19 protein-coding genes are annotated in these 18,771 nt (G+C 63.1%); 8 read left to right on the top strand and 11 right to left on the bottom strand.

Annotation, left to right across the window (positions count from 1 at the left end):
- Positions 1-334 precede the first annotated feature (334 nt).
- The 5 genes from aroA to EGJ27_RS24820 form a co-directional block, all read right to left on the bottom strand.
- Positions 335-1,591, bottom strand: a complete 1,257-nt coding sequence (gene aroA / locus EGJ27_RS24410; RefSeq protein ID WP_125833307.1) for a 3-phosphoshikimate 1-carboxyvinyltransferase — start codon at positions 1,589-1,591, stop codon at positions 335-337.
- 69 nt (positions 1,592-1,660) lie between these two features.
- Complete coding sequence (locus EGJ27_RS24405; RefSeq protein WP_125833306.1) at positions 1,661-2,614, bottom strand: sensor domain-containing diguanylate cyclase; 954 nt, start codon at positions 2,612-2,614, stop codon at positions 1,661-1,663.
- Positions 2,615-2,617: 3 nt separating this feature from the next.
- Complete coding sequence (locus tag EGJ27_RS24400; RefSeq protein ID WP_125833305.1) at positions 2,618-3,616, bottom strand: response regulator; 999 nt, start codon at positions 3,614-3,616, stop codon at positions 2,618-2,620.
- 332 nt (positions 3,617-3,948) lie between these two features.
- A complete protein-coding gene (locus EGJ27_RS24395) occupies positions 3,949-4,149 on the bottom strand; it encodes a general stress protein (protein WP_125833304.1) in 201 nt (66 codons plus the stop codon).
- Positions 4,150-4,659: 510 nt separating this feature from the next.
- Positions 4,660-4,812: a hypothetical protein gene (locus tag EGJ27_RS24820; protein WP_158619392.1), complete on the bottom strand. Its 153-nt coding sequence runs from the start codon at positions 4,810-4,812 to the stop codon at positions 4,660-4,662.
- Between EGJ27_RS24820 and EGJ27_RS24390 the strand changes: the two genes are divergently transcribed.
- From EGJ27_RS24390 to EGJ27_RS24355, 8 genes are all read left to right on the top strand, one after another.
- The gene (locus tag EGJ27_RS24390; RefSeq protein ID WP_125833303.1) at positions 4,811-5,362 is read left to right on the top strand and encodes an ATP-dependent Clp protease proteolytic subunit; all 552 of its coding nucleotides are present in this window, start codon (positions 4,811-4,813) and stop codon (positions 5,360-5,362) included. The two genes, EGJ27_RS24820 and EGJ27_RS24390, sit on opposite strands and share 2 nt — an antisense overlap.
- Before the next feature lie 57 nt (positions 5,363-5,419).
- Positions 5,420-5,959: a hypothetical protein gene (locus EGJ27_RS24385; protein WP_256672917.1), complete on the top strand. Its 540-nt coding sequence runs from the start codon at positions 5,420-5,422 to the stop codon at positions 5,957-5,959.
- A gap of 15 nt (positions 5,960-5,974) precedes the next feature.
- On the top strand, positions 5,975-6,421 hold the full coding sequence (locus EGJ27_RS24380; protein ID WP_125833302.1) for a DUF421 domain-containing protein: 447 nt from the start codon (positions 5,975-5,977) through the stop codon (positions 6,419-6,421).
- Positions 6,422-6,595: 174 nt separating this feature from the next.
- Entirely contained in the window at positions 6,596-7,231 is a 636-nt protein-coding gene (locus EGJ27_RS24375; RefSeq protein WP_125833301.1) for a hypothetical protein, read from the top strand.
- Positions 7,231-7,659, top strand: coding sequence for a phage holin family protein (locus EGJ27_RS24370; RefSeq protein ID WP_125833300.1), 429 nt, complete (start codon positions 7,231-7,233; stop codon positions 7,657-7,659). Before EGJ27_RS24375 ends, EGJ27_RS24370 begins: the two co-directional genes overlap by 1 nt.
- A complete protein-coding gene (locus EGJ27_RS24365) occupies positions 7,656-8,636 on the top strand; it encodes a DUF3618 domain-containing protein (protein ID WP_125833299.1) in 981 nt (326 codons plus the stop codon). Before EGJ27_RS24370 ends, EGJ27_RS24365 begins: the two co-directional genes overlap by 4 nt.
- Positions 8,637-8,816: 180 nt before the next feature.
- Positions 8,817-9,266 carry an antitoxin Xre/MbcA/ParS toxin-binding domain-containing protein gene (locus EGJ27_RS24360; RefSeq protein ID WP_125833298.1) on the top strand — a complete coding sequence of 150 codons (450 nt, stop codon included), beginning with the start codon at positions 8,817-8,819 and terminating at the stop codon, positions 9,264-9,266.
- Entirely contained in the window at positions 9,263-9,724 is a 462-nt protein-coding gene (locus EGJ27_RS24355) for an RES family NAD+ phosphorylase (RefSeq protein ID WP_125833297.1), read from the top strand. Before EGJ27_RS24360 ends, EGJ27_RS24355 begins: the two co-directional genes overlap by 4 nt.
- 37 nt (positions 9,725-9,761) lie before the next feature.
- Here the strand turns inward: EGJ27_RS24355 and EGJ27_RS24350 are convergent, their stop codons facing one another.
- From EGJ27_RS24350 to bcsZ, 6 genes are read right to left on the bottom strand one after another with little or no spacing between them, the layout of a single operon-like run.
- Positions 9,762-10,904, bottom strand: a complete 1,143-nt coding sequence (locus EGJ27_RS24350) for a cell division protein FtsQ (protein ID WP_125833296.1) — start codon at positions 10,902-10,904, stop codon at positions 9,762-9,764.
- A gap of 12 nt (positions 10,905-10,916) precedes the next feature.
- Positions 10,917-12,332: an MBOAT family protein gene (locus EGJ27_RS24345; RefSeq protein ID WP_125833295.1), complete on the bottom strand. Its 1,416-nt coding sequence runs from the start codon at positions 12,330-12,332 to the stop codon at positions 10,917-10,919.
- Between the two features lie 21 nt (positions 12,333-12,353).
- A complete protein-coding gene (locus EGJ27_RS24340; protein WP_125833294.1) occupies positions 12,354-13,025 on the bottom strand; it encodes an alginate O-acetyltransferase AlgF in 672 nt (223 codons plus the stop codon).
- Positions 13,022-13,687 (bottom strand): SGNH/GDSL hydrolase family protein, encoded by a 666-nt coding sequence (locus EGJ27_RS24335; RefSeq protein ID WP_125833293.1) that lies wholly within the window; start codon positions 13,685-13,687, stop codon positions 13,022-13,024. The genes EGJ27_RS24340 and EGJ27_RS24335 overlap by 4 nt, the downstream gene beginning before the upstream one ends.
- Before the next feature lie 15 nt (positions 13,688-13,702).
- Complete coding sequence (locus EGJ27_RS24330) at positions 13,703-17,581, bottom strand: cellulose biosynthesis protein BcsC (protein WP_177523097.1); 3,879 nt, start codon at positions 17,579-17,581, stop codon at positions 13,703-13,705.
- Positions 17,557-18,768 (bottom strand): cellulose synthase complex periplasmic endoglucanase BcsZ, encoded by a 1,212-nt coding sequence (bcsZ, locus tag EGJ27_RS24325; RefSeq protein WP_125833292.1) that lies wholly within the window; start codon positions 18,766-18,768, stop codon positions 17,557-17,559. The genes EGJ27_RS24330 and bcsZ overlap by 25 nt, the downstream gene beginning before the upstream one ends.
- Between the last annotated feature and the right edge of the window lie 3 nt (positions 18,769-18,771).

Below are 18,771 nucleotides of genomic sequence, written 5' to 3'. Positions count from 1 at the left end.
CATGGCGTGGATTGAATTCCAGCCTCCAGCTTATTCACTTTGGAGTTCTGGTCTACTGTTAGAAATGACAGCGGGTCATATCCTTTTTTGATTCTGCCCAAAGGGCGTGGGAGCTGGCCGGGCGGCGCTCCGCTTGCCTGCGATCTGGCGCGAAGCGGCAGCAAACCGGGCGCCCGTGTTTTTTCAGGTACACCGCGTGAATCATTGTGCTGCCGCTGCGCGCCAGATCGCGAGCAAGCTGCGCTCCCACGTGTTCTGCGTGGAGCTGGCCGAGTGAGCTTGCGGCGATGGACCGTGGCATGGCAGGCCTGCCATGCAGCCCGGTTCTACTGGATCAGCGCTGTACCTGGACCCCCAGTGAAACCAGCGCATCCCAATACCCCGGATACGTCTTGCCCACGCAGTCCGGGTCCAGGATGCGGATGCCGGCGACTTTCAGGCCGGCCAGGGCGAAGCACATGGCGATGCGGTGGTCGGCGTGGGTGTCGATCAGGGCGTCGACAGTCTGGCCGGCCAGGGCGGGGCTGGCATGGACGATCAGGTCATCGCTCTCTTCCACCGCCAGGTCCGGCGCGATGGCGCACAAGCCGTGGGACAGGGCAGAAATACGGTCGCATTCCTTGACCCGCAGGTTGGCGATGCCGACGAAGCGCACCGGCTGGTTGTTGAACGCGGCCAGCACGGCCAGGGTCGGGATCGCGTCCTGCATCTGCGAGCCGTCGATCACCGCCGGCATGTTCGGGAAGCGGGCGATGATCTGGCTGGCCAGGGCGTCGGGCTGGGTGAAGGCGTCCGCCGCCACACCCAGGTCGATGGCGCCGCCGGTCAAGGCTTGCGCGGCCCACAGGTAAGTCGCGGCGGAGGCGTCCGGCTCGATGTGGAAATCGGTGGCGACATAGCCGGTGGCTTCGACGCGCCACGCGGTGTCGCTCAGCTGTTGGACTTCGGCGCCGAACGCCTTCATGGCTGCCAGGGTCAGGTCGACGTAGCCGCGGGCACCGATTTCGCTGCCGGTCAGGGCGACTTCCAGCGGGCCCTGGCCGCAGGCGCCGGCCATCAGCAGCGCCGAGACATACTGGCTGGACAGGTTGCCGTCGATCTCGATACGTCCGGCCGCCAGACCACCCTTGCCCTTGATCGCCACCGGCGGGCAGCCGCTGGGTGCGCTGACTTCGACGCCCATGCGCTGCAACGCATCGACCAGCGGACCGATCGGACGCTTGCGCATGTAGTCGTCGCCATCGACCACGAAGTCGCCTTCGAAATTGGCCAGTGCTGCGGTCAGAAACCGGGTGGCCGTGCCGGCGTTGCCCAGGAACAGAGCCTGCTGCGGCGCCTGCCAGTGACCGGTGCTGGTGACCACGAAGGTGCTGTCATCCGGCTCGTCGACCTGCACGCCCATCAGGCGCAGGGCTTCGGACATCACGCGGGTATCATCACTCTTGAGCGCGCCGGTCAGGCGGCTCGTGCCTTTCGCCAGGCCTGCCAGCAGCAGCGCGCGGTTGGTGATCGACTTGGAGCCCGGCGGGCTGACGCGCCCGACCAGTGGACGATCGACAGGCAAAACAGTGAGTGTGGATTGAGGTCGCATGATGTCCCTGAGCGTCAGCGGAAAAATCCCGATCCTAGCACGAGCAGGTAAAGCCCCGCAGGGCTGCGTTCATTTGTGTACCGTCACCTGATTGCGCCCGCTGCGCTTGGACACGTACATCGCCTGGTCGGCGCGCTCGATCAACTGCTTGTAGTCGCTGACCGGCGTAGCCAGATCCGCAACGCCCAGGCTGATGGTGCAGCGAATCGCCAGGCCTTCATGCATCACCTCGCTTTCCTCCACCGCACTGCGCAGGCGCTCGGCAAACAGCAGCGCGTGCGCACCATCGGTATCGGGCAGCAATACGGCAAACTCTTCACCGCCGTAGCGCCCGGCAATGTCCGTTTCACGAATCAGGTTGCGCAGCAGCCCGGCGACGGAGCGCAGCACCTCGTCGCCCACCTGATGGCCATAGGTGTCATTGATGTATTTGAAATGGTCGATATCGAACATCACCAGCGCGGCCTGCGAGCCATAGCGCGCATGCCGCGCGTGTTCGAGCCTGAGCGCCTCTTCCCAATGCCCGCGGTTGTACAGGCCGGTCAGCCGGTCGGTGCTGGACAGGTGCAGCAGCTCGGCGTTGGCGGCCTGCAACTGGTGGCGGTTGCTGGCCACGTCGGTGACGTCATAGATCACCAGGCAGATCTGGCTGATCTCGCCATTGGTGGAACGCAGCGGGAACAGGGTGGTGTTCTGGTACATGAACGCTTCCTGCCCGGTGATCGGCTGGTAGCTCTTGAAGCGCACCAGATAGGGCCGCTGCTCCCAGACAGTGAACGCCGGAGTGCCGAGGGTCACCACGTTGTCGACCTTCTGGCCGAACCACTGGCGGTTCACTTCCGGGAACAGCTCGAAAAACGTCTTGCCGATGGCCTCATACGGCACCACGCCGGAGCGGTTCTCCATGAAGGTGTTCCAGACCAGCACCTGATACGTGCGGTCCAGCACCACGATGCCCACGTCGATGTTCTGGGTGACGGCCAATAACCAATGAAGCTCTTTGATGTCGATCGAGTGGTTCATGGGTCAGCTCATCAGGTAGGCGAGTTTATGCGTCAGTCGCTCCACCGAATCCTCGGTGAACAGCATCAGCAGATCGAAATGGATGTTGTGCCCTTCCACGCTGTAGCTCAGTTCCACCGCCAGGGTTTTCTTCCAGTGCTGGTGGTTGTTGCGGATCAACGCGTCGATCCCGCCCTGGCTGCCCAGTACCTGCGGATGGCTCTGGGAAAACGAGATGTCGATCTGCTCGGCAATTCCGCTCAGGCAGGCGCCGATCAGGATCGAGGACAGGTCCAGGAGCATTTCCATGTCCGAATAATCGGGTGAGTCGCGGCGCATCAGCTGGGCCATGTCGGCGATTTCCGAATCATGGAACATCAGCAGCGCCTCGCCGGCGATGCCGCCGCCGATGTAGCCCTGGCAAACCGCCGTGAGCTTTTCGTCGCTCTGGGCGTTGACCAGCGCCATGTGCAGCTCGCTGACTTCCAGCATGCTCACGTTGGGCACCGGCAATTGCACGAACACCCCAAGCACCTTGCCCAGCAGGGCGGCGGCGCGGCCCATGGCCACGTTGATGGTTTCGCGAAACGCATCCTGGAAGCTGATCGCACCATCCCGGGCCGCCGGCAGCAACGTCGGCGTGGCGGCGGGCGCCCCCATCAGCCCGAGACGCGTCAGGGTCTGCCTGATTTCAGCCGGATCGGCCGGTTTCTTGACGAACGCCAGCGCGCCCAACTCCAGCACGCGGCGCACGGCCTCATCCTGAACGTCACCCGACACCACGATGACCTTGGCCCGAAGGCCTTCGGCACGGATCGCCGACAAGGTCTGATAGCCATCCATGATCGGCATCGTCAGGTCCAGCAGCACGACCTGGCCCAGCCCCTTGCGGATGGCTTGCAGTGCTTCGCTACCGTTGCCGGCAATCGTGACCGAAACGCCCCACTCCGGGGGCAAGGCTCTCAACATCTGCTTGCGTGCCATATTCGAGTCATCGCAAATCAGCAGCGCAATCGTAGACATCAGTATTTCTCACGACAGAAAATCAGGCTGATTCAATCGCTTCATGCTGCTAGGGCATGAACGCGCTGACTGCATCAAACACAGTGAAAAAACACACACGGCCTCCAGCGTTCATTCACCGGCCAATACAATAGTGCTCAAGCTTCTATCAAAAGTCCTGTTTATTTCAAATACTTCCAATGATTTATCTGCAATTTATTGGCGAGCCCTATTGAGCACGCATAAAAAAATGGCGGCCTCGGGTTATCGGGGTCCGCCATTTTTCATTACGTGAATTCGATTCAGCCTACCGGCGTCACTGCAGCGCGTGCTGCCCGTTCACGCCGGCCGAATCAGCTGTTGCGGCCACCACTGTGGCTGCTCTGACCGCCTTTCTTGCCGGCCTCGGAGGCTTTTTGCCGGTCGTCTGCGAAATTGCCGCTCGAGCCTTTGCCACCGGAACCTTGTCCGCTGGATTGCCCGCCCTTTTTGCCGGCTTCCGACGCTTTCTGAGTATCGTTAGCGAAATTGCCGGAGTTTCCTGTCTTAGCCATTTCATTCACCTTTTTACAGAATTGACGACGTGCTCGTATGAGCGTCACTGAGTATGAATAGGACAGGCCCCGAGAGTTTAGGAAATTAGTCCATAGCAAGACGAGCGGTCATCACCCAGTCGTTTCATAGAATTTATAGATCAAACTTTCCTCACTAAAAACAATACACAATTAAAGGGTCAAAAAACCACGCCAATTCAATAAGTAAGCATCTTGCCATTACCCAGGAAATAACCAAACATATGGATATAACCGATGCGCAATAACTCTTGATAATCATCGGGTTACGTATTTAAAGAAATTCCTGGCCACTCATCTGACCGCAGGGTTTTCACCCAGCCAGCGGCCGCCGCCGAAACAGCCCGGCGCACGCCCTGATCAACTAGTCCAATGTCCAGCCCCGGCAGAAAGGAACACCGGCCGCCAGGGAAAATACCGTTCATCGGTCATGCCCGAAAAAGCTCAGGACATTCCGCGCCCGGCGCTCTCTGAATAACTAACCTCAAGGGGTTACCGGCCAGTGGGAAAGCTGTCTGTCCGGCCTTCGGAACCTGTGCTTATCAATAGCCGGGTGCAATCAAGCTCCATCAGAAGATGGTCGATGCCGGTGGCGGCGCCTTTCAGGGTGCTGTCAGCCGACATCAGTTCTAGAGGCGCTTCCATGACCACTCATCTCATCCACTTCACCGCTCCAATCAATGCATCCACCTGCGGCCAGCTCATCGAGAAATGCTCGGTGGCGGTTCAACAGAACGCCACCGAGCTGATCATCAACCTGGCCACCATGGGCGGCGAATGCAGCTACGGCTTCTCGATGTACAACTTTCTGCTGGCCCTGCCGATTCCGGTGCACACCCATAACCTGGGAACCGTGGAGTCCATGGGCAATATCGTGTTCCTGGCCGGCGAACGCAGAACCGCCTGCCCGCACAGCAAGTTCCTCTTTCATCCTTTCCACTGGCATGTGAACGGCTCGGTCGATCACGCGCGGATGGCCGAGTACGCCATGAGCCTGGATTACGATCTGGAGCTGTACGCACGCATCGTCGCCGAGCGCACCGAGGATGCCCAGGAGGCGTTGGAAATCGAGAAATACCTGATCGCCGCGCCGCGCATTCTCAACCCGCAACAAGCCTGCGCGGCCGGAATGATCCATGCCGTCGAGCCCACCCGAATGGACAGCGGCTATGTGTGCAGCAGCATTCATTCCTGACGGGCATCGAGCCGTGGCAAATATCGCAAACTATTGGCCGGCCTGGTGTCGAATGCCGTGATCTCCACAACCGGGCACCGGACGTCGATGAACGAACAGGAAGAATTCACCAGCCGGACCGAACCGGTGCACGAGGACATGGACCTGCAACGCGGTGCCTGGCGTTTCGAGCGCACAGGCTGGCTGGCGCTGATCGTGGTGATCGCCCTGACCCTCGCCGGGCTGTTTTCCAAAGGACCGTTGAGCCACGTTCAATTGCACAGTCCCGACGGACGCCTGAGCGTCGAGTACGAGCGCTTCAGCCGCAACGGCGCCCAGGACGACGTCATCGTGTCCTCGTTCGGCGCGCCCGGCGAAATGCGCTATCTGGTCCTGGGCAGTGAATGGCTGGACGGCATGTCCATCGAAAGCCTCAACCCGCAACCGGCGCACCTGACCAGCGATGCCAAAGACCTGGTGATCCCGATGCAGGCCGACGCCAAGGGCATGGCCACCTTGTACCTGAGTCTGCGCAGCAACGGCGTGGGCTTGTATCAGGGCCGCATTCGCCTGCGCGACGGGCCGCAGCTGACGCTTCCCAAATTCATCTACCCCTGACAGGACACCTGAACGATGGACTCCGTACTCCGCGCAGCGGTGATGTACCTGATGCTGATGATCCTGTTCAAGATCGCCGGCCGCCGTTCCCTGGCCGATCTGAACACCTTCGATTTCGTGCTGCTGCTGATCATCGGCGAAGCGACCCAGCAAGCACTGCTGGGCGATGACTTTTCCATCACCAATTCGGTGCTGATCATCGCCACGCTGATCGCCATTGACGTCGGTTTCTCCCAGCTCAAACAGCGTTCCAAGCGCGTTGCCCTGCTGCTGGACGGCGGCCCCACGGTCATCGTCGAAAACGGCCAGCCGCTGCTGCGCCGCATGAAAAAAGCGCGCATCACCGAGGCCGACATCATGGAGTCGGCCCGCTCCAACCAGGGCATCGCCAGCATGAGCGATATCCGCTACGCGATCATCGAGCGCAACGGGACGATTTCGATCATTCCAGAGAAGGATTGAGCCGTTCCCACCCGCAAGCAGCACGCCTGTGCCACTGGGTTGCAATGCCCACCCATCAATTTCCTTGAACTCACGCGACAACACCCCGTCACTCACTTAAGCGTGTTTTACAACATGCACTGGGGTACGCCTTGCGTGTGCCCGGCGGATATCCAAACGATGGAGTGAATGGCAATGACGAACGATCCAGCTCAAGGTACCCGGCCAACGGGATCATCCGGCACGTCCCAGGAACATTTGCAGAACCTGGGCGATGAAGCAGGTGCGGCACTCAAAGACGTCCAGGAACAGGGCGCCGAGCAGTACGAGCACTATCGAGACCTGGCCGCCGAGCAGCTCGACTCGCTGGTAGAAGGGGCGCAAAGCGCGGCTTCGGCCCTGGAAGGCAAAGACTCACTGGGGATTTCCCAATACCTGTCGCAACTGGCCAGCGGCCTTGGCTCGTTTGCCGATCAGGTGCGTGACAAGAGCGCCGAAGACCTGCTGCACAGCGGTGCACGGCTGGCGCGGGAAAATCCGGCGCTGTTCCTGGCCGGCAGTGTCGCCATCGGCGTGGGTCTGTCGCGCTTTCTGCGGGCCAGCGCCCAGCATGACGGGCAGACGTCAGCTCCCGAGCCGGCCTACGGCGCGCAGGAGCAGTATCAGACCTCGGTCGCGCCGCTTTCCGAAGACCTGCCGTCGGCCGCTTCAGTACAACGCCCGGCCGGTGTCGTCGATCCACTGGGGGAATCTGCGATCCATCCTGCCGGTGACAACGCCTATCCCCATGGCAACAGCGCGCCCCACGGCAGCTTCAAAGGAGGTGTGTGATGAGCAGCGATCCATTCGATACCCCGAAGTCGAGCGATCCAGGCGTGCAGGACAGCGCGTCCATAGGCGGCCTGCTGCGCCAGCTGACCCGCGAAGTGCCTGAGCTGTTTACCAAGGAACTGGCCCTGGCCAAGGCCGAACTGCAAGCCAGCCTGGCGACGCTCAAGGCCGGCACCGCTGCGGTGGCCGGTGGCGCCATCGTGCTGCTGGCCGGCCTGATCATCCTGCTGATGGCGGCGGTGTATGGCCTGGGCACCATCATGCAATTGTGGCTGGCAGCGCTGATCGTCGGCGCGGTGACCCTGATCATCGGCTTCATCATGCTGCAGTCCGGCAAGAAGCAGTTCGAGCCGTCGCATTTCACGCCTGACCGCACGCTGCATGCCATGCAACAGGACAAGGACACGCTGAAGAGGAAAATGTCATGAGCACCTCATTCGAAACCGAATCCCAGAAAAGCCCTGAAACCCTGGAACAGGAAATCGACGCCAAGCGCGCCAGCATCAGCAACATCGTCGATTCCCTGGAAAGCCGTTTCACGCCGGGGCAACTGTTCGATCAGGTCCTGACCTACACCAAGGGCAACGGCGGCGAGTTCTTCCAGAACCTGGGCACCACCTTGAAGAACAATCCTGTGCCCACCGTGCTGACCGGCATAGGGCTGACCTGGCTGGCCTTGAACCAGAACAAGCCGTTTGCGGCCTATCCGGTCAGCTCCGGTCCGGGGTTGGGTGAAAAGCTCAGTAACGTGGCAGGTCAGGTGGCGAGCGCCTTCGGGCAGGTCAGCAACAGTGTTCACAATGCCACCGCAGCGGTGACCGACAAGGCGCATGCACTGACCGACAAGGCTCACACCTTGAAAGACAAGGCCAGCGGATTGCATCAGGGCGCCAGCGAGTCGCTGGGTTCCTCGGCCAGCCAGGCGCGGAATCTGGCCCATGACGCCAATGCCCAGCTGCATGCGCAAACCGCGCAACTCAAGGGTCAGTTCGATACCTTGCTCAAAGAGCAGCCTCTGGTGTTGGCGGCCATCGGCATCGCATTGGGCGCTGCGCTGGGTGCAGCCTTGCCGTCGACCCGCAAGGAAGATGAACTGCTGGGCCGCACCAGCGACAAGCTGACGTCGACGCTCAAGGCCAAAGGTCAGGAGGCGTATGCCGGCGTCAAAGACACCGTGAAACAGACGGCCGAGGCGGCGAAATCAGGCTCCAGGACCGATAGCGACAAGGAACAGACCGGTACTGACATTTCCCCTGGCAAGACCTCGGATTCGGGGATTGGCATCGGAATCGGCAGCACCGAGACGTCCACCAGTGCGCTGTCCGGCACGGGTACGGGTTCCGGCTCCGGCACAACGACCGGTTCCGGTAGTGGCTCGGGCGTGCCTCCCAAGCCTGTGGTGTAAAGGCCATAGCTGAAGCGCGCATCCAGCATGCGCGCTTTTTTACGCCTGCTGTTAAGCAGTGGTTGTGCCAATTACCAGCAGCAAACGGCAAACGGCATCGCCGCGCTATCCTTGAGTGCCAAAGCCGATTAGTATCAGTTGATAGATGTTTTAAATATCAATCGATAGACGGAGGTTGCCGTGTCCCTGGCGATTCGTGACTACCATCCTGCTCCGGTCCAGGACGAAGGCTTCTGGCAGAAACTCGGTATTCCGCCCCGTGGCGCACGGCTTTATACGGCTCTGCGCGAAGGCTTGCCTTATGAAGTGTTCGAGCGTCTGGCGCAGTACACCGACCTGAACCGCTCGGCGCTGGCCGAACATTTGGGCATTGCACCGGCCACTTTGCAGCGGCGTCTCAAGGTGCGGCAGTTCAACGCCGAAGAAAGTGACCGCCTGTTTCGCCTGGCGGCAGTGTACAAGGCGGCGCTGGACCTGTTCGAAGACGACGCCGTCGCCACTCGCCGCTGGCTGGCCAATCCGGTCTATGGGCTGGGCAATCGACGGCCGCTGGAAATGCTCACCACCTCGGCCGAAGCCCAGGCAGTGCTCGATCTGATCGGCCGGCTTGAGCACGGTGTGGTGGCGTGATTGCCATCTATCGCCTGGTCAAACGCAAATGGCTGGCCCAGGCCTTCGACGGTGAAGGCGCAAAACTCTACGGCGGACGCTGGAACAGCAAGGGCAATGCCTGTGTGTATTGCGCCGGTAGTGAGTCCCTGGCGCTGCTGGAAGTGCTGGTGCACTTGGGCGATGCCAGCCTGACCCAGCACTACGCCATGCTTCAATTACAGATCCCCGAGCAACACATTCTCAATGCCCGCGTCGACACCCTGCCCGTCGATTGGCGCGATGAACCGGCGCCGCCGGCCACCGCCTCGTTCGGCGATGCCTGGCTGGAGTCGGGGCAAAGCCTGGCGCTGGCGGTGCCCAGCGTGATCATTCCGCGCGAATCCAACTACCTGCTCAATGTGCTGCACCCGGCCTTTCCCGCGGTGGTGGCGCTGGCCAGGGAACTGGATTTCAGCATCGACCCACGGCTCGGATAGCTGGCTAGCTAGATAGCTATATATCTAGCCAATGCTACTACAGCCCGGTTTCAACGGCTTTGCTGTACGGCGTCTGCAGATCCCGCTCGGGAATTTCCCAGATCACCAGCCTGGGCGGCGTCTGCTTGAAAGCCGGGCTGTCGAAGTACGCCGTGGCGGCGCCGGAGAACTCGCCGCCGTCCTTGGCGAAGTTGCCGACCGGCGCACTCAGCGCCCGCTGCAGAAAGCCCACGAAGTTGGAATTGCGCGAGAACGAAGTGCCGATCAGCGCGACGTTGGGCAGATTGCTGTCGCCAAACAGATCGTCGAGGCTGTCGCCGCCTTCCGGGGTCGTTTCGGCCTGCTCGACCATCTGTGTTGCCGCCACGCTTTGCGCCAGCGGTTGCAACGAGATCGGCAGCCATTGCAGACCGGCCAGGCGTACCAGATCGCCGGGGCGAATCGCTTCGGGCTGGGTCTGGGTGATGAACTGTCTGCTCGGTGTTGCTTCGATACCCAATTGCTGCACGCGCTGGGCGACGGTGCGGGCCGCCGCATCGGCGCCGATTTCACTCCAGTGGGTGTCGGTGCGCAGGTAAGCGCCCTCCCCCAAGGGTTGCAAGGTCGCGGCGAGGTCCACGGTGTGGATGCCTGCGGTCTGCAGCGCAGCAGTCCAGGCCACGACCCGTTCCTGCAACACCGTCGGGCGATACAGCGAACACAATTGCGGCGCGGCGATACGGCTCTTGTCCGGCACGATGGCCACCAGCAGCTCGATGCCGCGCTTGCCCAGGCTGCGTTGCAGATCGATCACCGCCTGGGCCTTGGCTTGCGCGTTGGCCTGGGCGTGGCGGTTGAGCCGGAACTCATCGGCCAGAAACAGCCAGCCGGGGCAACCCTGGCGAACCCGTGGACCGGTGTCGTGCAGCAACAGCCAGCTGGCGCCGCGCTCCAGATCCGCCATGCGTTCAGCCAGAAAGGTGCCGGACATCTGTTTGGCCAGGGCGTGGGTCACATCGCCGTGCAGGACGGAATCGGTGGTGGTGTGCGGCGGCAACCATTGCACCTTGCCGCTGGCCATCAGCACGCCGGTGGCCAGCATTCCGACGGCCATGAAGGCCGCCAGGGTGATGCCGGCGACATGACTGACGCGCACGTCCAGGTCACTGGGCGATGGCGGTAGAGCCGAGGAAGAAGTCATCGGGCGTCGTCCTCAGAACTGGAAGTACAGGAAGGGCACTGTCTCGCGGCTGGCAATCAGCGCGAAAGACAGCAGGAAACCGGCGACCGGCCACAGCGCCGCGCTGACCACATACAGCGGCCGGCTGCCGAAACGCTGCTCGCCACGCTTCTGCAACAGCGGCGCCAGCACGCAGACCACGCCCAGCGCCGCCGCCATGCCGTGGGCCGGACGCAGGGTCACCGCCAGCGCATCGCCCAGGCCCAAGCCGTTCAGGCCGAACTGTCCGGCGTACATGGTCATTGCCGTGTGGAAGTCCGGGGCACGGAACAGCGTCCAGGCCAGGCACACGAACAACAGCGTCAGCACATGCGCCAGCGGCTTGGGAATCGAAGGCAGGCTGGAACGCGACCAGGCGCGGTCGACGCACAACGCCACACCGTGCGCCGAACCCCACAGCAGGTAATTCCAGCTGTCGCCGCCATGCCACAGACCGGCGATGGCCATGGTCAGGAACAGGTTGCGATAGGTGTTCCACACACCGCGACGGTTGCCGCCCAGGCCGATGTAGAGGTAGTCGCGCAGCCAGCTGGACAGCGACAGGTGCCAGCGCCGCCAGAAGTCCTGGATGCTGCTGGCCAGATACGGCCGGTTGAAGTTTTCCGGAAAGTGAAAGCCCAGCATCAGGCCCAGGCCGATGGCCATGGCGCTGTACCCGGCGAAGTCGAAGAACAGTTGCAGCGAATACGCCAGACAGCCAATCCACGCGTCCACCAGCGACGGGTTTTCCAGATGGAACGCCACATCCACCAGCGGCGACAAGGTATCGGCCACCAGCACTTTCATGCTCATGCCGACCATGAAGCGCCGCGCGCCCAACGCGAAGTTCTGCCGGTTGAAGTGCCGCCGGACCAGCTCGCGACGCACCCAGTCGTAACGAATGATGGGGCCTGCAATCGAGTGGCCGAACATCGAAATGTAAGTCGCGTAATTGATGAAGCTGCGCTCCGCTGGCACGGTATGCCGATGCACATCCACCAGGTACGAGATGGCTTGCAGCACGATGAACGACAGCCCGGCCGGCAGCGCCACCCGTTGCCATTGCAGCGGCATCGCACTGTACCAGTTGATCAGCTCGTTCCAGCTGCCGACCACGATGTTGGCGTACTTGTACCAGCACAGCACCGCGGTGTTGAACACGATCAGGCCGATCAACAAGCGCATTCGCCCGCTCGAGCCTTCCCGCGACCGGTCCACCAGCAGGCCGCCGACCCAGGCCACGATGGTCAACACGATATGCAGGGCCAGGAACAACGGGCTCAGCCAGCCGTAGAACAGCCAGCTGCCGATCAACAGGATGACGTTGCGCCAGGATGGACGCGCCAGGGCGTACACCGCCAGGAAGGCTGGCAGGAACACCATCAGAAACTCAAGGGACGCAAATACCATAACGACGACTACGCCATCCGATCAGTGAGCCAACGTATCCGTTGCCGACAACAGCCGAGGGCCGCCGGCGGATGGCACCAGCAATACGCTGTAGCGCTCGCCGGCCTTGAGTTCACCCAGATCCAGCGGCGAACCGACATTGGCGCCGCCGCAGACCAGTTGCACCGACAGGCTGACCGGGTTGATCGAGCGACGCTGCAACGTGCCGCTCGGCACCGCCTTGAACAGATCCGCCGTGCGCCCGGCCGGACGCAGCGACGCCTCGGCGCAACCGGCATCGACGCTGTAGAACGCCAGCGAGGCCTTGAGGCCGTTGAAGTCATCCGGCTGTTCGCGCACGGTCACTTGGGTGGGAGCGCCTTTGGCGTCCGGCAGCGCGATCACGGTGGCGAACTCGCCAGGCTCGATGCCCACGTCCACGGCCAGTTTGTGCTCACCGCTGAGCAGCGTGCCCTTGATCGAAGGGCTGGCCTGCACCGGGAAGTACAACGACGCCGGCTGTCCGGCATCCAGGCGCAGCGGCTGGCCTTGGGCGGCGCTGACGTCCAGCGGCGCGGCGGTGGCATTGATAAAGCGGATGAACGCCGAATCCTGCGCAGGGCCGGTGGGGTACAGCGCGAAATCGGCGGCCTGCACATTCAGACTTGCCAGCAGCGCCGCGCAACTGCCTGCGGCCAGGCGCCAGACCATCATTGCCCGGCCCCTTTGGCACTGACGCTGCTCACCGGCAACTTGCCCAGCGCTTCACCAATCGCCGTGCCCCAGGATTTGTAACCGGCCACAGTGAAATGCTGGCCGTCGGTGGTGATCCACTGGCCCGGTTTGGAGAAACTCAACGAATCGATGTAAGTGCACGGCGCGACGTTGCTGGCCAGAAACTGCGACATCAACTGAGTGCGGGCATCGTTCTTCTGGTACATGCCGCCGACCTTGCCCCACGCAGGTCCGACCCAGGCGCATTTGGCGCCGGTGGCGGCGATGGCCTTGGTCAGACCGGTCACGCTCTGCCACGCCCAGGCCTTGGGAAACGACGGTTTGTCGTAGGAGGCCATGGTGTCGCCGATGACGATCACCACCAGGTCCGGTTTGTCGGCGGCGATCAGCTCACCGATCGGCGTGGTGGTTGCATCGCGGCCCTTGATGACGATCTGGCCCTTGCCCTTCTGCTCGGCACCGCAGTCGACTTTCTTGGTGATCAGCCAGTCGCCGGCGCTGGCACCGCAGGCGCCGATCGAGTGCACGATGGCGCCCTGTCTGGTCAGGTTGTCGTGCAAAGGCTCCATGAGGTGGTCGGCCAGACTCATGTGGCTTTCTCCCAGGACCAGAAGGGTCATACCGGCAAGAACGGAAGGCATCGGATTCTCCAGAAATCAGTTTGAATAAGGTGAACGGTAAGGGCTGAGCGGCAGTTCCATGGGGCCGGTCATGTCCTCGAACATGTAACGCAGGTACAGGGCACCGCTGAACTCGCGGTAGTCCCGGGCATTGTCCAGGCCCAGGTTGGCGCCCATGAACAGGCTGGAGCCCAGCTTGTATTCGCCCGCCGCGCTCAGGTTGTAGCCGATACCGGTCTTGCTCTGCCCGGCATGACGCTGCCCGGATGCCGCCTGCAGGTTCTTGTCGTTGGGGAAGTAATCGGCGCCGTCCTGCTGGAAGTGCTGCACGCCCACCGATGACTTGACCTGATAGCTGAAGCGCTCGGTACGTTGCGACCACATGACCGGCACGCCGAGGGCGTAGAAATCCTGCGGGCTGAAGTAGCCGCCATGGCCGTAGGTGAAGTAGCTCTGGTCGTTGTCGTAGCTCATGCCCATCAGGCTCAGCCCGGCGGTCAGCTGGCTGTCCTCGGTGTTTCGCAGGTACCAGTAGACACCGCCGCCCAGTTCGCCACGGCTGTTGGACTTGACGTTGTTGCCCACCAGCTTGTGCCACGAGCCGTAGCCGTAACCGCCGATGGTCTGGTCGTCGAAGCTGATCTGCCCGCGGCCGCCGTTGGCGGTCACGCCGCCCCAGGACTGGCCGGTACGCTTGTCGGTGGAACCGGCGAACGAGGTCACGCTGTCGGTCACGGCACGGCGCGAGACATTCACGCCGTAACGCAGGTTGGGGTTATCGCCCAACGGCCGGTCAACACTCACGCCACCGGCGACGGTGCTGTATTTGAAGCCCATCGGCGTGGTGCCGACGTCGGCCTTGAGGCCCTCTTCGGGGCGCTCGAAAGCCAGCGCCAGGCCCACGCCCTGCTCACGCTGGGAACCGGCGGCCGTGCTGCCGCCGCCACCGAAGCGCGCACCGGACTCGGCTTTCACGCTGCCGGCATTCAACGTCACCGGGGTGACCTGCACCGCGACCCGGTTGTCACCGGCCGGCAGGTTGATCTGCAACGGCGCCTGAACCATGGTCATTTTGCCCAGGCCCGATTCGCTGTTGTTGCTGCGAACCGCAAGGCCCTGGCTGACGTAGCCGCTGCGCTGCTCAAGAATGCGGTTCAACGCACGCTGGGCGCTGCTCTGCTGTTCTCTGGCGGACGCGGCCGCGAACGGATTACCGCGCACGGTCTGGGTATGGCCAGTCGCCAACGGCTGTTGTGCCAGATCCTGCCCCGGATACGCGTCACTGAACGGATTGCCGGCCGATTCGCCACCGGCAAGGGCAACCTGCGCAGGCACAGGAATCGCTGCCGCGTCACTGGCCGCCAGACTGCGCGGTCCGCTGGCCGCGAATGGGTTGGACGAGGTCGTGGCCGGGCCGGCCTGAGCCGCCGCGAAGCGTTGCTTCTCGCTCTGTTCCATGGCCACGGCCTTGCGCAGCAGATCCGTCGCGGTACCGGTCTTGCCCATGCTCTGGTAGATCCGTGCCGCTTCGGTCAGGCTCTGCGGGTCGTAGCGTTCCAGTTTGAGGAATTGCCCCAGGGCCTGTTCGGCAGATGCGTATTCACGCGCCTTGGCGGCGACATCGGCCGCGCCCAGCAGCACCTGCGGATCGTGGGGCTGACGCTGCAACAACGGCTTGTAGAGTTCGAACGCCTTGGCGCTGTCGCCATGGGCGGTGTACATGCGGGCAAACGCCGACACTGCCTGGATATCGCCGGGACGCTGGGCCAGCGCGGGCGCCAGGGTGTCATAGGCAGCGGCCAGGTCGCCGCCTTCGCGCAGCAGATCGGCCTGGCGAACCCGGTACTGGTACAACAGATCGTCGAAGCGTTTGCGCGCCTGGCTGTTCATCGGCTGGCCCTGCACGCTGCGCAGGATCGAATTGACCTGCACGTCGTCGCCGGCGGCCAGCAGCAGGCCGGCGTATTGCAGCGTCAGGTCCACCGAAGGCGCCGGGGTCTGCGCCATGGCGTTGCGGGCCAGGGCCTGACCGCGCTCCTTTTCACCGGCGTCGATGTAGGCGCCGGCCAAAGTCATCTGCCGTTCCGGGCTGCCGTTGGCCACCGGCTGCAGACGATCCAGCAACGCCAGGGCTTCCTGCCGCTGGCCGCGCAGGGCAATGCGGGTCGCCAGATTGATCTGCACGGTCATGGTGACTTCGTCGGCCAGGGCGTTCATGTCCGGCGTGCGGCGGTCGACCGGGATGCGCGCGAAGGTGGCCTGGGCGTCTTGCCACTGACCCATTTCCACCGAGAGCAAGGCGCTGGTGTACAGCGCATCGATGTCGTTGGGGTGGGTCTTGAGCAGATCGTCGATCAACTGACGGGCCTTGGGCGCTTCGTCGGTCTTGAGGTACAGGCGAGCCAGATCGAAACGGGTCCAGACGTTGTCCGGATCGTTTTTCACCGCGTCTTTCAACGCGTCCTGGGCCGCGCGTACGTCGCCGCGCTGTTCAGCCACACGGGCCACCTGAGTGGCGCGTAACGCCTTGAACCGGGCGCTGTCGCCCAGTCTGGCCTGTTCCGCCGCCGGCAGCGTGTCGAGCAGGCGCAAGGCTTCATCGGCCTGGCCGCTTTGTGCCAGGACATTGACCAGACCACGCAGCGCCTGCGGGTTGCCGCGCTGGGTCGCCAGCACCTGGCGATAACCGGCCTGAGCGGCTTGCAGCTGACCGGCCTGAGCCAAAAGATCGGCCTGGGTCAGGCGCACGTCAACGCTGGACGGATTGCGCCGCGCGGCCTGGGCCAGCAGTTCCTGCGCCTTGGCCGTCTGGCCTTTGTCCTGCAGGTCGCGGGCCTGTTGCAAGTTGCTCCACAGCTGGACGTTGTCCAGCGCGCTTTTCCAGCGTGCACCGCCGTTCTGGCGCGTGGCGCGGGTCAGCAACTGTTCGGCTTCGCTGAGCCGATTCTGCTGCTGACGGACCACGCCCAGGCCACCCAATGCATCGGCATCGTCGGCCTTGATTGTCAGGCGCGCATTGAAGGCTGCTTCGGCTGCAGCCTGATCGCCTTTATCCAGCGCGCTCAGGCCACGGGCAACCAGCGGGTCCTGCTGCCAGGCCGGCGCGGCGCCACCGGCCTGCTGCTGACGGCCCTTGTTCATCTGCTCGCGGATTTCCTGATCGTCCGGGTGGACCCTAAGGAACTGCTCGAACAGCGGCACTTGCGCGGCATTGGGCGGGCCGATCCAGACCAGCGCCATACGCCAGCTCTGGTCGGCGTCACCGGCGATATCGACCCGCTCGGTCAGCCGGGCCAGCGCCCGAATGCCTTCGACGCGGCTGTCTTCACGGCGGGCCAGGTGCTTGGCGAAAAACAGCGCCAGGATCGAGTCATCCGGATTCTGCCGGATCAGGCGTTCGAAACCCTTGCGCGCCTCGGGCCAGTCGGCGTTGTTGAAACCCAGGTTGGTGTAGTACTCGCGACCGATGCTGCCCTGCGGCGCGCGGCTGCCGAAGAACCGGCGGAACACGGCCGTGGCCTGGTCGCGCTCACCGGCGTCGGCCAGACGCCGGGCTTCATCGAGCAGGGCCTGGTTCTGCGGCTGGCTCAGGGCAATGTCCTGTTCCAGCTGCACGGCCAGCCAGGGCACAGGCGCCAGGGCCTGCAAACGCGCCAGGTAAGCCTGGGCCTGTTGCGGTTTGTTCTGTTTGACGCCGATGGCGCCCATGCCATACAACGCGTCCACTTGTTCGGGGTCGTTCTGCAGCACTTTCTGCCAGATCTCGGCAGCCCGCGACGCGTCGGAGCGAGTCTGCCAGTAGTGGCCCTGCTCGATCAGTTGCGCCTGTGCGGGAGAACTTTGGGCGTAGGCTACGCTGGCTGTGATCGCCGCCGCAAGAAGCCCGATGACTAACGTGTGACGGCGCGCGGGCATGACGTCTCCCAGGACAATTCGAGGGTTCCGTCATGACGGAACTGATAACGTTGTTCGGCCCAGCCCAACGCAAAGAGGCTGAGCATGAGGTTGTAATAGGCAGGTTCGGTGCGGTCCTTGGGGTCGCGGGCCAGCGCCTTCTCGACACCTTGTTCGACCTTGCGCTGTTGCTGTTCGACCAGCCAGGTCTGGCCCTTGGCCTGGAAGTACGGCAGCAGCGCAGCCGAGTATCCGAACGGTGCCTGGCCGTCGCGGGCGCCGCTGACGACCTGGACTTTTTCCGGCGGCGTGCCGACGGTGGCCGTGCTGGTGGCCATGCCGTCGAGGCGGGTCAGCAGGCCGGCGGCCAGCGGGTCGGACGCAGGCGTCATGCCGGCCCACAGATAAACGCGGATCGCGTCATAGCTGCCCAGCTCGCCGTTGATCGGGTCGACCACGAACAGGCCGGATGTGGGCGAGGTGCCGCGATAGCCGACCCAGTCGGCGACAAAGCCCTTGGGGCTTGCGGAATCGATCAGCCTGGCGGTGTTGTCGGCGATCTGCGCCCACGGGCCTTTCGGGGCTTCTTTGGCCAGCCGGCGCAGCAACGGCACCGGCAGATAGCTGGGGTTCAGGCGCCACAGGTGATCGGGTTGCACGAAGCCTTCAGGCCCGGGCAATACCATCTTGCCCAGACCCGGCAAATCGACCACCAGCCTGGCTTCCAGGGTCTTGAGCATCGCCAGCGCATCGTTTCGATACGCCGGTTGCTGCCAGACCCGCGCCGCTTCGAGCAGCGAATAGACAATCCACAGGTCCGCATCGGACGCCGAATTGGCGTCCTGCAGTTTCCACACGCCATCTTCGCCCTGGCCCCACAACCAGCCCGGCAGGCGAGTCTTGAGGTCCGAGCCCATCATGTTGGCGGCGGTCCACGCCCACAGCTTGTCGAAACGCTCGCGGTCATTGCCGACCAAGGCGAACAACATGCCGTAGGACTGGCCTTCGGAGGTGCTGTGATTGGGCTGCATGCTCGATTCCAGCATGCGCCCGTCATCCTGCACGTAGCGTTGGGCGTAGGTCTGCCACAACGGCCAGGTCGAGTTGTTGCAGGTGCCGGCGGCCATGGCTGGCGCCAGCGTCGTCGACAGCAGCACACCGGCCATCCAGCAGACCGCCCGACGCAGGTTCATCGCGAAGGCCGACATGGC

The sequence above is a fragment of the Pseudomonas sp. v388 genome (assembly GCF_003935425.1).
GTDB lineage: Bacteria > Pseudomonadota > Gammaproteobacteria > Pseudomonadales > Pseudomonadaceae > Aquipseudomonas.
The sequence above is the reverse complement of the archived record's forward strand: the minus strand, read 5'-3'. Positions and strand labels throughout refer to the sequence as shown.

Bases quoted from the DNA above. Each gene is read 5' to 3' on its own strand.
- EGJ27_RS24370 (WP_125833300.1), top strand. From the start codon at position 7,231: ATGAGCAGCGATCCATTCGATACCCCGAAGTCGAGCGATCCAGGCGTG.
- EGJ27_RS24350 (WP_125833296.1), bottom strand. From the start codon at position 10,904: ATGACTTCTTCCTCGGCTCTACCGCCATCGCCCAGTGACCTGGACGTG.
- EGJ27_RS24380 (WP_125833302.1), top strand. From the start codon at position 5,975: ATGGACTCCGTACTCCGCGCAGCGGTGATGTACCTGATGCTGATGATC.
- EGJ27_RS24345 (WP_125833295.1), bottom strand. From the start codon at position 12,332: ATGGTATTTGCGTCCCTTGAGTTTCTGATGGTGTTCCTGCCAGCCTTC.
- EGJ27_RS24335 (WP_125833293.1), bottom strand. From the start codon at position 13,687: ATGCCTTCCGTTCTTGCCGGTATGACCCTTCTGGTCCTGGGAGAAAGC.
- aroA (WP_125833307.1), bottom strand. From the start codon at position 1,591: ATGCGACCTCAATCCACACTCACTGTTTTGCCTGTCGATCGTCCACTG.
- EGJ27_RS24390 (WP_125833303.1), top strand. From the start codon at position 4,811: ATGACCACTCATCTCATCCACTTCACCGCTCCAATCAATGCATCCACC.
- EGJ27_RS24820 (WP_158619392.1), bottom strand. From the start codon at position 4,812: ATGGAAGCGCCTCTAGAACTGATGTCGGCTGACAGCACCCTGAAAGGC.
- EGJ27_RS24365 (WP_125833299.1), top strand. From the start codon at position 7,656: ATGAGCACCTCATTCGAAACCGAATCCCAGAAAAGCCCTGAAACCCTG.
- EGJ27_RS24375 (WP_125833301.1), top strand. From the start codon at position 6,596: ATGACGAACGATCCAGCTCAAGGTACCCGGCCAACGGGATCATCCGGC.
- bcsZ (WP_125833292.1), bottom strand. From the start codon at position 18,768: ATGTCGGCCTTCGCGATGAACCTGCGTCGGGCGGTCTGCTGGATGGCC.
- EGJ27_RS24405 (WP_125833306.1), bottom strand. From the start codon at position 2,614: ATGAACCACTCGATCGACATCAAAGAGCTTCATTGGTTATTGGCCGTC.
- EGJ27_RS24400 (WP_125833305.1), bottom strand. From the start codon at position 3,616: ATGTCTACGATTGCGCTGCTGATTTGCGATGACTCGAATATGGCACGC.
- EGJ27_RS24330 (WP_177523097.1), bottom strand. From the start codon at position 17,581: ATGCCCGCGCGCCGTCACACGTTAGTCATCGGGCTTCTTGCGGCGGCG.
- EGJ27_RS24395 (WP_125833304.1), bottom strand. From the start codon at position 4,149: ATGGCTAAGACAGGAAACTCCGGCAATTTCGCTAACGATACTCAGAAA.
- EGJ27_RS24340 (WP_125833294.1), bottom strand. From the start codon at position 13,025: ATGATGGTCTGGCGCCTGGCCGCAGGCAGTTGCGCGGCGCTGCTGGCA.